This window comes from Tateyamaria armeniaca (genome assembly GCF_045797845.1).
Lineage (GTDB): Bacteria > Pseudomonadota > Alphaproteobacteria > Rhodobacterales > Rhodobacteraceae > Tateyamaria > Tateyamaria armeniaca.
In genome coordinates, this window is the sequence record NZ_JBHDIY010000002.1 from 2,954,045 (window position 1) to 2,966,206 (window position 12,162).

Genomic DNA, 12,162 nt, shown 5'->3' on the forward strand with positions numbered 1-12,162 from the left:
GCACGGATTTGAGACAGTTCGCGCACGAAACAGTGGATATCAAGATGAAACGGGTAGTGGCATGGATTGGTTTTGCGACCGCCTGGTCGGCGAGGGCACTTGCACAACATGGGCAAGCCAATGGGCCGGTTCATGCCAGTGGGCAAAACTGGGTTGTGCCTGCAAAATTTGCCAAGAAACCTCTCAGATCACCAACTGGATGCCGTTAGGGCCCCCTTGGACAGTTGATCGCCAGACCGTACCAACCGCGCAGGCCAGAGAAGGAAAAGCAATGTTCAGACGCATAATCGTGGGGCTCGATGGCTCGGAGAAATCGAAGAAGGGAGCCCGCGTCGCGTACGATCTTTCGAAAGTGTATTCGGGAAAGGTCACGCTGGTTCATGTGCCCCACACGGAAACGGCGGCTTATGTTAACAGCCTGCTGCCTGACTATTACGCGGGCCTCGCCACCCCCGGTTTTCACGACATTGATTTGGCAGGGCAAAAGGTACTGGACGAGGCACTAGAGATGGCGGCAGACGTCGGTTTTGACGCTGTCAAAACGCACATGCCGCACGGGGATGCCGCGAGCGAAATCCTTTTGCATGCGGATGAGATTGGCGCCGATCTGATAATCACCGGACGTCGTGGGCTTGGACGCATTTCGAGTGCGGTGTTGGGCAGCACAACCCAACAGATCAATCACCTCGCCAAATGTGCGTGCCTGTCGATCGTGTAATGACCATTTTCGGCTGATTGCCGATGCATTGGGCCGAGGGCGCACCGACCAAAATCCCCAACCACATTTTTGTCGTTTCAGACACCGCAACGGTCCTGGCGCGCACCCGATAGCGTCACGGATGTATGGCACTCGGAGGCACATGGGGCGTCTTTTCGCTGGACCTCAAATGCCGGGTGAGATCGGACAGCGTGATCACCCCCAGCAGATCATGGCCAGACACCACCATGAATTTGCGCCGACCCGTTTTGGAAATTCTGTCCAGCACGTCCTGCACCGGCAGGTCAGCGCCAATCATGGCATCCGGTATAAGGCCGACAAATACATCCCCGACGCGGGTGTTGGCCCAGTTTTCACGATCAATTTTGGACAGGACGGAGGAATCGATGTGGCCCAACAAGACGTCGCTTTCCATGACCGGCACAAAGGAGACGTGGCGTTGCAGCATGATCTGGTTCACGAATTCAGACAGGGTCATCTCGGGGCCGACGATGATCGGATTGTGGGTCATCAGCGCATCGACGGTTTGATTGGCAAAGGCGGCCTTTGCAAGTTGCTGTGCATAGCTGGCCCGCGCCGCAACGAGGAGAAATCCGCCAATCATCATTTGCCAGAGACCGGACACGATCATCCCACGAAACAAGGCGACGACCCCAAGCCCCATCAAGGCATACCCCAAAAACGAACCCGACCGTGACGCCAAGCGGGTTGCATCGGCCACGTCGCCTGATCGTGACCAAAGCACTGCGCGCAAGACGCGCCCGCCATCGAGTGGGAAGGCCGGCAGCAGGTTGAACAGGGCCAGTACCAGATTGATGAGCGCGAGATATGAGACGATTTCTACAGATGCCGCAGGAAAGCCGGACCAGACCAGCATCTGCTCCAACGTCCAGAACACAACCGCGAGGCAAATGGACATGGCGGGACCGGCAACAGCGATCCAGAATTCAGCGCGAGCCGAGGCTGGTTCTGTGTCAAGTTCGGCCACGCCACCAAACAGGAACAATGTGATGCTCTTGATCGAGACACCCAGATGGCGCGCCACCACCGAATGGGCCAGTTCATGCAGAAGCAGCGAGGCAAACAGGCCCAGCATCGCAACGATGGCCATTACGAAATAGACGCCGCCGTCTGCTCCGGGCAGTTTTTCGGGGAAAAACTGCTGGGACAGGCTCCACGTGATCAGAGCGGCGATGAGCACCCAACTGGGATCAACCTTTATGTCGAAATCGTAGATCGAAAAAAGCTTGACGGAGTTTTCAAACATAACAGCCTCACCGTTGAGAAAACTCTAGCAGGGCAGGATCGGTTGCAATTGACATGGCTCAAACTGCATCAGCCGCCGTGAAACAAGCGGCCCACTGAAAAGGCAAGGAGTGCGGCAACACCGCCGATCAGCAGCGTCTCGATGCCGGACCACCACCATTTTGCGAGGGACCAACGGCTCTTGCCCGTTCCGATCAGGAAGAACGTCAAAAGCGTTGCAAAAGCCGAAATCGTGAAAGCACCGTCCAGCTGCAGTAGGAAGGGCAGAAGCGGGATCGCGCCTGCCAGAAGGAACGCCCCAAAGGTCGCCAGTGCTGCGCGCATGGGCTCGGGTTCAATGCGCGACAGGCCATACTCATCCGTCAACATCAGCCCGATCCAGTTCGTTTTGCTTTGGGCGATGTCCGATGTGGCCTCTTCAAGCACGTGACCTGACAGACCGCGCAGCCGCAGAATTTGGCGCAACTCTTCCAGTTCGCCGTCGCGATGTTCCTCGATATGGCGTTCTTCGACTTTGATGATGCGCTTTCGGTCGTCAAGTTCGGCCTTGGTGCCCGAATAGTTGCTTGCTGCCATCGAGAACCCATCCGCGATGATATTGGCCGTGCCAAGCGCCACGACAATCCCGTGAGACAAACCCGCCCCCTCGACCCCGGCGACAATGGCAAAGGTGGTGACCGCCCCATCTATGCCGCCGTAAATCATGTCCTTGAGGTGCCCGGCCTTCTGACCGGCTGAAAGGCGTTGGGTGATCTCTGCGGGGCTGTGTCCGTGTTCACGTGTCATTGGTGGACTGTGCAAGTCAGGCCTGCACGACAGTTGAGTAATATCAAGTGGGGATGCGATCGCCTTGGTATGCGGGCAGCATGCAGATTCCAGAAACCACGCTGTTCCAAAGCGCGCTGATCTTCCTGTTGTGTGCCGCAGCCGTCTGGATCGCGGGGGCGCGGCTCGCTTATGTGGCGGACGCATTGGCGGATCGTTTCAAACTGGCCAAATCGCTGGTGGGTCTTCTGTTGCTGTCGCTGGCGACCTCATTGCCCGAAGTGGCCACAACGCTCACCGCAGCAGTGGGGCAGGCACGTGATCTTGTGCTGAACAACCTGTTCGGGGGCATCGCCTTGCAGACCGCCATTTTGGCCATGTCGGATTTCTGGGCGCGCGGGCCCATCACGAACTATCCGCGCAAGGCCAACCACGCGCTTGAGGCCACGTTGCTGGTGTTCCTGCTGGCGGTCGCATTGATCATCACAAACCTGGGCGAGACCATTGTCATCGCTGGCGTGGGGCTGGGCAGTGTCTTTATTGCCGTCTTCTATGTCGGTGCGATCTGGCTGCTGCGCAAATATGATGACAGCAGCGATTGGGTGCCCGTGGATTTGCCCGATCCCGATCCACTGGCCTTTCCGGCACCGACCGGGCTCACGCACTCCTCCAACACGGCCATGATCTGGCAAGCGATAGGCGCGAGCCTGGCGATTTGGATCTTTGGGCTGTTTCTGGTGCTGTCGGCAGCGCAGATCGCCGAGCAATCCGGCCTTGGCAACAGCTTCATCGGCGTCACCCTTTTGGCGGCGGCCACGGCTTTGCCCGAACTCACCACCAGTATCGCGGCAGTGCGCATCGGGGCCTATACGATGGCTATATCCAACATTTTCGGCAGCAACTTGATCATGCTCGTGCTGGTTTTCCCGGCAGACATCCTGTTTCGCGGCGGCCCAATTCTGCAGCAGACGTCACAGACGGTGAGCCTTGCACTATCTTTTGGGCTGGCGGTGACGGCGATCTTTCTCATTGGCCTGATTGTGCGGCGCAAACCCAAGGTGGGGGCCTTCGGACTGGATTCGATCCTCGTGCTGCTGACCTTTCTCGCCAGCCTTGCGGCCTATTACTTTGCCCGCTGATTGTGCGGATTGAGCGTTTTCATCACCTCAGGCACGATGATGATCGGCACTGCGAACAAAGCAATCAGCCCCCATTCGTCAAGGCCAAGCGGCACCGCATGCAGCATCAGTTGCAGTGGCGCCCAATAGACGGCAAGAACCTGTGCCCCAAGCGTCAGGGCCAATGCCCCCAACAAAAATGGATTGCTGAACCAGCCGATCCGCCACCCGGGCAAACGCAACGACCGGAAGGCAAAGACGCTGACTTTTTCGAACACCACCATGGCGGTAAAGGCTGTGGTTCTGGCCAATTCCACACCCTGATCCATGAGGTGGAAGAATATCCACAAGCTCGACAGACCGGTATATGTCCCAAGCACGATGATGGTCACGACCCCGCCGATGCCCAGAATCGCCGTGTCCTTGCGGCGCGGCGGCCATCGCATCTGGTCTGGCTCGGATTTTTCCAGACCAAGAGCGACGGCGGTAACGCCATCGGTCACAAGGTTCATCCACAGGATTTGAGTGGCGAGAAAGACCAACGGGCCACCGATGGCGATATTCACCACAAGCGCGATCACCTCTCCGGCGTTTGAGGACAGCAGGTAGCGTACAAATTTCTGCACATTGGCAAACTGACGCCGACCCTCGGCGATTGCGCGCACGATGGTGGCAAAGTTGTCATCAAGCAGCACGAGGTCAGAGGCGTCGCGTGCCACATCCGTGCCCCGAATGCCCATCGACACACCGATGTCAGCCTGCCGGAGGGCAGGGGCGTCGTTCACACCATCCCCCGTCATGGCAACGATCTGCTCCTGCGCCTGCAGTGCCGACACGATGCGCATCTTTTGCTCGGGCTTTGTGCGGGCAAACAACACGTCGCCCTGCAACACCAAGATCAAAGCGGCGTCATCCAGTTCTTCCAGATCATGCCCAGTCAACGCATGCGCCACGTCCAGTGACAGTTGCGTGGCAATGGCACTGGCTGTGATGGGGCTGTCACCCGTGATCATGATGACCCGGATGCCCGCCATTCGTGCCATCGCGATGGCATCGCGCACTTCGGGTCGGGGCGGATCGATCAGCCCGGTCAGACCCAGAAAGGTCATGGCCTCTTCGCCGATCTGATGGTCCGGGGCCGCACGGCTGGCCAGTGCAATGATCCGCAGACCGTCTTGCGCCAGATGGGTGTAGGCCTCTGTGATGCGTGCCCGGTCGAAATCGGTCAGTGGGCGGACACCGTCGCGCGTCAGGACCTGCGTGCAAATCTCCAGCACCTGTTCGGGCGCGCCCTTGGTCAGCACCTCGGCACCATCACCGGCGTCATAAAGAACACTCATGCGCTTGCGCGCGCTGCTGAAGGGGATTTCAGCCAGCAGCCCGCGTTCATTGGGCAGCGCGCACCAGCCCTTGTAGCCCAGTGTGATCAAGGCGCCCTCTGTCGGGGCACCAACCATTGTCCAGCTGTCGCCGTCCTGAACCAGTTGGGCATGGCTGCAATAAAGGCCAGCTTTCAACACCGCGGCGAGGACCGGGTCGTCTTCCGCTCGCACCCGCACCCCGTCAAATTCGATATGGCCCGCCGGGTCATAGCCCGTACCCGTCACATCATAATGCCGATCCAGCGTCCAGACATGGGTGACGGTCATCTTGTTTTCGGTCAGTGTCCCGGTCTTGTCGGTGCAGATGACAGATGCAGCGCCCAGCGTCTCGACAGCCTGCAACCGACGGGCCAATGCGTTCTGACGCACCATCGCAGTGGCCCCGAGTGCGAGCGTGATGGTCACCACCGCGGGAAGGCCCTCGGGCACCATTGCGACGGACAAGGACAAGCCCGTCATGACCATTTCAGAGAGATCCCGGCCAAGCGCAAGACCAAGCACCGTCACCCCCAACGCCACAAGCAGGGCTGCAATACCAAGCTGGAACGCAAGGCCGCTGAGCTTGTTCTGAAGGTTGGTTGTCTTGGGGCCGACAGACACTGTCAGGCGCGCAATCTTTCCGAACTCAGTGGCGGCGCCAATTGCACTCACGCGCGCCTCAGCGCGGCCCTGCGTGACGGACGTGCCTGCATAGACGTTGCAATTGGCTGTGTCGGTTCCCTTCGACACAGCCACGGATTCGCCTGTCAGCACGCTTTCATCGATGGCCAGTTCTGCTGCGCGGATCACATGGGCGTCGGCTGCCACTTTGGCGCCGGGTGCCAGCACCAGAACGTCGCCCGGTACGATCTCGCGGGCCGGAATGACCTGTTCCTGCCCGTCTCGCAAAACCATCGCTTGCGGGGACATCAGTTTGCGCAAGGCAGTCAGGGCGGTTTCGGCTTTCCACTCCTGAACAAAACCCAGACCCGCGTTCAGCACAACCACGAGACCAATCGTGCCTGCGTCCATCGTTTCGCCCAGTGCCAGTGCGACACCTGCGGCTGCGATCAGGATCAGCACCAGAAAACTTGAAAACTGGCGCAGCAGAACCCGCCAGGGTCCGGTCTGTTTCATGGCTGGCAATTCATTCCAGCCGTGCTTTTGGCGTGCCTCAAGCACTTGGCGTGAGGTCAATCCTTTTTGCGCGTCCTGGGGCACCTGCGCGACCTCACATTGCGAAACCTGCTTTCGTATCCGCCACACAGCGCCTCGCCGCATTGAGCAATATCAATGGCCCGCGATTCTGACGCCCTAGAGTTCCGCCATATCAGCGCATATCGGAGGACCAGAAATGGCCAGCAAATCACCGAGACAAGATGATAGAAGTCCGTCAACTGCCGAACCGTTCAACGCCTTTGTTCATCTGCAGGAAGCGGGGTTGGGCAACATGATGGGCCTCAGCACCGCGTGGGTCGAAGCCCTCAGCGACATGGGTGCGGAAGTCGCCAGCTTTGTGGCTGAACGCATCAAGGAAGATGTCAAAACCCAACATCAAATCCTGCACTGCAAAAACGTGACGGACCTGCAGCACATACAGGGTCAGTTTATCCAAAAGGCGATGGAGCAGTATCAGGTCGAAACCGGCAAGCTGCTCAAGATGAGCACGGACGCCTTTGCACCCCCTGAGGACGACAAGACGGACTGAGGTTATTCCAACACGTAGCGCCCCGGCGCTGCGTCAAGCGGCTTAACGAGTGATGGGCGGACGTCTTGAGGGCGCCCGCTGTTGTTTTTGAGCCACTTGGACCAATGTTGCCACCACGATCCGGAGTGCGGATCGTGGCTGTCCAACCAAGCCGGTGCCGTGGTATGCGCATCGCCTTCGTCCTTGTGCCCGCAACGGTAATGGCGGCCCTTGTGCCTAGGCTCTGACAGGATTCCGCCATTGTGCCCGCCATTTGTCAGCACGAAAGTCACGTCAGTGTCCGTGAGCAGCGATATGCGATAGACCGACGTCCACGGGGATACGTGATCGGTTTCGGTCGCCACACAATAGATATCGCTGCGAATGTCGCTCAGGGCCACAGCAGAGCCGTCGACTTTGAACCGCCCTTTCGCCAGATCATTCTTCAGAAACAGGCTGCGCAGATATTCGCTGTGCATCCGGGCCGGCATACGCGTTGCATCGGCATTCCATGCCAGCAGCGGATTGTCCGGTGTGCGCTCGCCAAGAAGATAGTGGCGAATGACACGACTCCAGATCAGATCGTTGGACCGCAAAAGCTGAAAGGCTCCGGCCATTTGGTCTGATCGCAGATACCCATGGGTCGCCATGATGTCTTCGAGGAAGGCAACCTGACTTTCATTGATGAACAGGCCCAGTTCGCCCGGTTCGGAAAAATCGACCTGAGCAGCCAGCAGGCTGATACTGGCGAGACAGTCATCCCCGTCCCGGGCCAATGCCGCCGCAACAATGGCAAGAAGGGTCCCGCCAAGGCAATATCCGGTCGCATGAAGGCGTGCATGGCCCATGTCCTGAATTTTGGCGATGGCGGCCCGGACGCCCAGATCAATGTAGTCCTGCATCGCAAGGTCGGCGTCCCCGGCATCAGGATTTTTCCACGACAGGACAAAGACTTCGAACCCCTGATCCCTGAGATAAGCGACGAGCGACCGCTCAGCGGTCAGATCAAGGATGTAGTATTTCATGATCCAGGCGGGCACGATCAGGATGGGCTCGGGATGTATTTTTTCGGTGGTCGGGTGATACCGGATCATCTCGACCAGCCGGTTGCGCATCACGACATCGCCGGGTGTTGTCGCAAGCTCTTTGCCGATGGTGAACTGTTCGGACCGGCGGGGCTGTTTTGTCAGCAGGCGGTTGAAATCCTCGAGCCAGTAGTGCGCGCCGCGCATCAGGTTTTGCCCACCCTCGCTGGCCGTCCGGTTCTGCACAACCGGGTTCGTGACCGCAAAGTTGGCCGGGGACACCATATCGAGCCATTGGCGTGCGGCAAAGTTCACGGTTCGGGCATGTTTGGGATCAACGCCGGGCAAATCAGTCGTTGCGGCCTGCCACCAGTCCTGCATTGCCAGAAAACTTTGCGCCATGACGTTGTAAGGATAGGCCGCCCATGCCGGATCCTGAAACCGCGGGTCGTCTCGCTGTGTTTGCGACGTGGCGTCGGTGAGGGCGCGTTGCATCAGCTCAGATTGCTTTTCCGGAGAACCAATCAGGTGCAACCACCAATCAACGTATGCCGTGGCAAGAGCGGCGGGTGAAATACCCCCCGTCAATCGACCAAGGGCTGCGTGCCATTGGGTGTCCAATCCCTGCGAGGTGCGTTTCATAATGCGGACCTTTCGACCAAAGCGGTCCCGGGACCAATCGCATCGCTCGGATGCATGATGACCCTGTCCTCCACCTCCAGACCGTCCAGCACCTGAACCATTCTGTCATTGCGGCGGCCAAGCACCACGACGCGACGCTCGGCGACACCATTGTCAGCCACAAAGACCGCCCAGTCGGCGCCAGTTCGAAACGCGGCACTCAGGGGGATTTGCAAGGTGTCGTCTGCGCGCCACTCGACGATGCGCAGGAAGACGGAAAACCCGTCGCCCAGATTTGGGCGGTGTGCATCTTCGCTGTTTAGTGTGAAATACGCGTCCACCCGTTGCTCTTCGATGCCAAGGGCCGAAACCTTGGTCCGTGCCTTTGGGTCGATCCTGTCCAATCGCGCTTCAAACACTGCGTCTCCGCCCCAGCGCTCGACATAGGCGCGCGCGCCGGGGATCAAGCGCACGGCGTCATTGGACAATATGTCCGCCACAATCTCCAATTGCCCGGGATCGCCAATGGTCACGAGGGGCGCGCCGATGGGCACGGGGCGCTCACTTATGGCGGCCACCGACAACACAACCCCATCTGCCGGAGCGAGGACGTCGACACAGCAACCATCGGCAATTGTCATCCCGTCGCCCGGGGCAAGCAGAGTGGCACGAGCCCGTTCAATCGCACCGTTTGACATCTCGATGCGCGCTTGCGCGGCTTCGATTGTCGCGTTGGCCACTGCAAGCCGTTGACTGTCATCTTCCAGCCGCGTGACAGAGGCCACGCCGCGTTCCACCAATGCCTGCGTGCGGTCAAATTGGGATTGCGCAAATTTGTGGGTTTCCTGTGCCTGTTTCAGATCGGCCTCGGCCACGTTCCGTGCCGCCAAGGCCTCCTGCAGGGCGGCTTCTGCCTGAAGCTGGGCGCGCGCATCCAAAAGGCCCGATGAGGAGGGGCGCACGATCGCGACAACCGTTTCGCCTGCGCGCACCTGATCCCCTTCCTCGACAGGCGATCGCATCGCAGTTCCTGCGATTGGGGATGACACCTCGAACAGATCGCGCACCTGGGTCTGGCCATCCGCATTGACGGTAATTTCCAGCGGCCCGCGCGTGACGGCGGCAAGATCAACGGGCACGGGATCAACGCGAAAGCTCACATAGGACAAACCCGCGATCAATGCAGCACCCAGCCCGATGAGGGTCAATGTCCGGGTTGAATAGGCCATGGGTCACTCCCTTGTTTTCATGACGGACACAAGGTCCAGCCGGTCCAGCCGCCGTCGCACGATCAAGACCGATGCCAACGCTGCGCTCAGCACGATGATGGTTGCAGTTGTGAATGTTGCGGGTCGCAGCACCAGCGGTATGGCGTAGAGATCGCTGGTGAATGCCTGGGTCATCAACTGTGCGATCCCGGTTCCGATAAGCCAGCCAAAGGGCTGCGCGATCAGGGCAAGCAACATCATTTCACCCATCAGGATGTATGAAACCTCGCCCCGCCCAAAGCCAAGGATGCGCAGGCTCGCCAGCTCGCGCGCGCGTTCGGACAGTTGGATGCGGGCGGCGTTGTAGGTGACACCGATGGTGATGAGCACGGCGACGGTTATGTAAATCGAGTTCATCACGACGACGTTTTGTTCAACCGTGTCCTGAAACGAACGCAGGTTTTCGTTCATTTCGATGATACCGGACACTTCCGGAACAGCCTTGATTGCAGCATGCAGTGCGCCGGTCTGTTGACTGTCCAGCGTGACGTTCACCGTCGAGATCCGTGGCGCCTGACGAAAAAGTGCATTCATGAACTCAAAATCCATGTAGGCACCGAGGCCAAAATACTGCTCGACCACCTGCGATACGCGTACCTCAATCGTCTCGCGCCGACCCGTGAGGAATTCAACCTCGATGCTGTCGCTGGGCAGCACATCAAGGTGATCTGCCAGCCGTTCAGACAGGACAATCCCGCCGGGCGGGACATTCAAGACCTGCCGGTCTGCATCAAGAACGCGGCTCAGATCATTGCCTGGGCGTCGCGCCTCGACCGCCACACGCTTGCTCAGATGACCACGGCGCAGGATGGCCGCCTGATACTGTTGGCTTTCCGCCTGCAGCACTCCCGGCAGATTGCGCGCATCTTCGAGTGCTGCTTCGGGAACATCCTCGGCAAACAACAGCATCGCGTCCTGTCGATTTGTCTGGTGAAACGCAAGATCGACGATCTCATCAAGGGCATCGTTGATGAATGTCGCCGCAATGACCGAGGCCACGGCCAAGGCCAGACCAAGCGACGTGAGCAGACTGCGCAATGGCCAGCGCAGCAAAGACCGCAGGATCATCACAGTGGACTGCGTCAGACGCAAACGTGCCATCATCTCGTCAATCAGCGAGTGTTTGAAACGCGGCGGGGCAGGGGGCTGCATCGCGATGGCGGGTGCAAGGTTGGCGGCCTTCAAAGCGGCCTGCAACGCGCCTAGGCTGGTTGTTGCCAGACCGGCCAGACCCGCCGCCGCATAGACCCAGTAGGACACGCGGAATATCACATAGGGAAAATCGAAAAATTCGGCGTATTGCCGTGCAAGGGCATTGGCGAGGAAGGTGCCCGCGATCCAGCCCACGGCAACGCCAACCACCGCGATCAGCCCCGCCAGCATCAGGTAGTGCAGACAGATTTCCGTGTTCGAATAGCCAATGGCCTTGAGCAGACCGATCTCGCTGCGCTCCAGCGCGACGATCCGGCTCATCACCATGCTGACCAGAAACCCGGCAATGCCGAAAAAGATCGGCGGCAATACCATCGCCATGCCCTTGAGTTCGTTCAACTGGGCGTCCAGAAACGCATGCGATGTCTGATCTGCGCGATCATAGGCACCGAGGCCACCATACGGTTCCAGCAAGGTATCGAGCCTTTCGATGGCCGGTTCGGCTCGTGTTCCAGTCGCAAGCGCGAGGGAGATGTCATTGAATGCGCCGGTCATGTCAAAGGCGGCCGCGGCAGCACGGGTCGACATCCAGATGATCCCAAAACCCGCATTGTCTGGCATCAAGGCACCGGGCCCGATCGTATAGACAAATTCGGGCGACAGGACTGTGCCCACAACGACCAACTGCCGCTTTCGACCCCTGAGATTGGCGCTAAAGCTGTCGCCCAGGTCAAAACCGTTGGCTTCGGCAAAGGGGGCATTCACGACAACTTCGTCCGTGTCCTCGGGGTCCGGAAACCGGCCTGACACAAGCAGGGGGACGTTCAGGACAGGATCTGCGGTTTCAGGATAGGACAGAATGTGACCCACGGCCGTCCGTGTACGGCCGGGAATGTCGAGAATGGCGGCGCCCGTAATACGGGCCTCGATACTCAGCACGCCGTCGATGCGCGCAATTTCAGGGAGCAGCGAGACGGGCGCGCGGTTTGTCTGGGCAAACACGTCTGCAAACCTGTTGCGCTCGTAATAGGCGTCCTGTGTCTCGGACAGTGCCTTGTACATGCCGACGGATGTGAGCAGGACGGCAACCCCGCAGGCCAGAACAAGGGCGATTGCGACGGCTTGCAACCACAGGCGCTGGAAGTCTCGCAACAGCTTTCTGTCAATGGCCTGCATATGCG

Annotated in this window: 9 protein-coding genes; 3 read left to right on the forward strand and 6 right to left on the reverse strand. The window is 59.2% G+C overall.

Annotated features, from left to right (window positions below; genetic code table 11):
• Positions 1 to 61: 61 nt before the first annotated feature.
• Positions 62 to 718, forward strand: a complete 657-nt coding sequence (locus ACERZ8_RS14965) for a universal stress protein (RefSeq protein WP_407592953.1) — start codon at positions 62 to 64, stop codon at positions 716 to 718.
• A 115-nt stretch (positions 719 to 833) separates the two neighbouring features.
• Here the strand turns inward: ACERZ8_RS14965 and ACERZ8_RS14970 are convergent, their stop codons facing one another.
• The gene (locus tag ACERZ8_RS14970; RefSeq protein WP_407592954.1) at positions 834 to 1,985 is read right to left on the reverse strand and encodes a site-2 protease family protein; all 1,152 of its coding nucleotides are present in this window, start codon (positions 1,983 to 1,985) and stop codon (positions 834 to 836) included.
• A gap of 68 nt (positions 1,986 to 2,053) precedes the next feature.
• Positions 2,054 to 2,770, reverse strand: a complete 717-nt coding sequence (locus tag ACERZ8_RS14975) for a VIT1/CCC1 transporter family protein (RefSeq protein WP_407592955.1) — start codon at positions 2,768 to 2,770, stop codon at positions 2,054 to 2,056.
• A gap of 80 nt (positions 2,771 to 2,850) precedes the next feature.
• Here ACERZ8_RS14975 and ACERZ8_RS14980 point away from each other — a divergent pair, with 80 nt between their 5' ends.
• The gene (locus ACERZ8_RS14980; protein ID WP_407592956.1) at positions 2,851 to 3,888 is read left to right on the forward strand and encodes a sodium:calcium antiporter; all 1,038 of its coding nucleotides are present in this window, start codon (positions 2,851 to 2,853) and stop codon (positions 3,886 to 3,888) included.
• On the opposite strand, the gene ACERZ8_RS14985 is transcribed toward ACERZ8_RS14980, so the two are convergent.
• A complete protein-coding gene (locus ACERZ8_RS14985; RefSeq protein WP_407592957.1) occupies positions 3,873 to 6,509 on the reverse strand; it encodes a cation-translocating P-type ATPase in 2,637 nt (878 codons plus the stop codon). The two genes, ACERZ8_RS14980 and ACERZ8_RS14985, sit on opposite strands and share 16 nt — an antisense overlap.
• Positions 6,510 to 6,582: 73 nt before the next feature.
• Here ACERZ8_RS14985 and ACERZ8_RS14990 point away from each other — a divergent pair, with 73 nt between their 5' ends.
• Entirely contained in the window at positions 6,583 to 6,936 is a 354-nt protein-coding gene (locus tag ACERZ8_RS14990; RefSeq protein ID WP_407592958.1) for a phasin family protein, read from the forward strand.
• A gap of 2 nt (positions 6,937 to 6,938) precedes the next feature.
• On the opposite strand, the gene ACERZ8_RS14995 is transcribed toward ACERZ8_RS14990, so the two are convergent.
• From ACERZ8_RS14995 to ACERZ8_RS15005, 3 genes are read right to left on the reverse strand one after another with little or no spacing between them, the layout of a single operon-like run.
• Positions 6,939 to 8,582 carry a PHA/PHB synthase family protein gene (locus ACERZ8_RS14995; RefSeq protein WP_407592959.1) on the reverse strand — a complete coding sequence of 548 codons (1,644 nt, stop codon included), beginning with the start codon at positions 8,580 to 8,582 and terminating at the stop codon, positions 6,939 to 6,941.
• A complete protein-coding gene (locus ACERZ8_RS15000) occupies positions 8,579 to 9,790 on the reverse strand; it encodes an efflux RND transporter periplasmic adaptor subunit (protein WP_407592960.1) in 1,212 nt (403 codons plus the stop codon). Before ACERZ8_RS15000 ends, ACERZ8_RS14995 begins: the two co-directional genes overlap by 4 nt.
• Before the next feature lie 3 nt (positions 9,791 to 9,793).
• Positions 9,794 to 12,157: an ABC transporter permease gene (locus tag ACERZ8_RS15005; RefSeq protein WP_407592961.1), complete on the reverse strand. Its 2,364-nt coding sequence runs from the start codon at positions 12,155 to 12,157 to the stop codon at positions 9,794 to 9,796.
• Between the last annotated feature and the right edge of the window lie 5 nt (positions 12,158 to 12,162).

Excerpts from the sequence above, each read along its gene's own strand:
- ACERZ8_RS14965 (WP_407592953.1), top strand. The coding sequence starts at position 62 with ATGGATTGGTTTTGCGACCGCCTGGTCGGCGAGGGCACTTGCACAACA.
- ACERZ8_RS14970 (WP_407592954.1), bottom strand. The coding sequence starts at position 1,985 with ATGTTTGAAAACTCCGTCAAGCTTTTTTCGATCTACGATTTCGACATA.
- ACERZ8_RS14975 (WP_407592955.1), bottom strand. The coding sequence starts at position 2,770 with ATGACACGTGAACACGGACACAGCCCCGCAGAGATCACCCAACGCCTT.
- ACERZ8_RS14980 (WP_407592956.1), top strand. The coding sequence starts at position 2,851 with ATGCAGATTCCAGAAACCACGCTGTTCCAAAGCGCGCTGATCTTCCTG.
- ACERZ8_RS14985 (WP_407592957.1), bottom strand. The coding sequence starts at position 6,509 with ATGCGGCGAGGCGCTGTGTGGCGGATACGAAAGCAGGTTTCGCAATGT.
- ACERZ8_RS14990 (WP_407592958.1), top strand. The coding sequence starts at position 6,583 with ATGGCCAGCAAATCACCGAGACAAGATGATAGAAGTCCGTCAACTGCC.
- ACERZ8_RS14995 (WP_407592959.1), bottom strand. The coding sequence starts at position 8,582 with ATGAAACGCACCTCGCAGGGATTGGACACCCAATGGCACGCAGCCCTT.
- ACERZ8_RS15000 (WP_407592960.1), bottom strand. The coding sequence starts at position 9,790 with ATGGCCTATTCAACCCGGACATTGACCCTCATCGGGCTGGGTGCTGCA.
- ACERZ8_RS15005 (WP_407592961.1), bottom strand. The coding sequence starts at position 12,157 with ATGCAGGCCATTGACAGAAAGCTGTTGCGAGACTTCCAGCGCCTGTGG.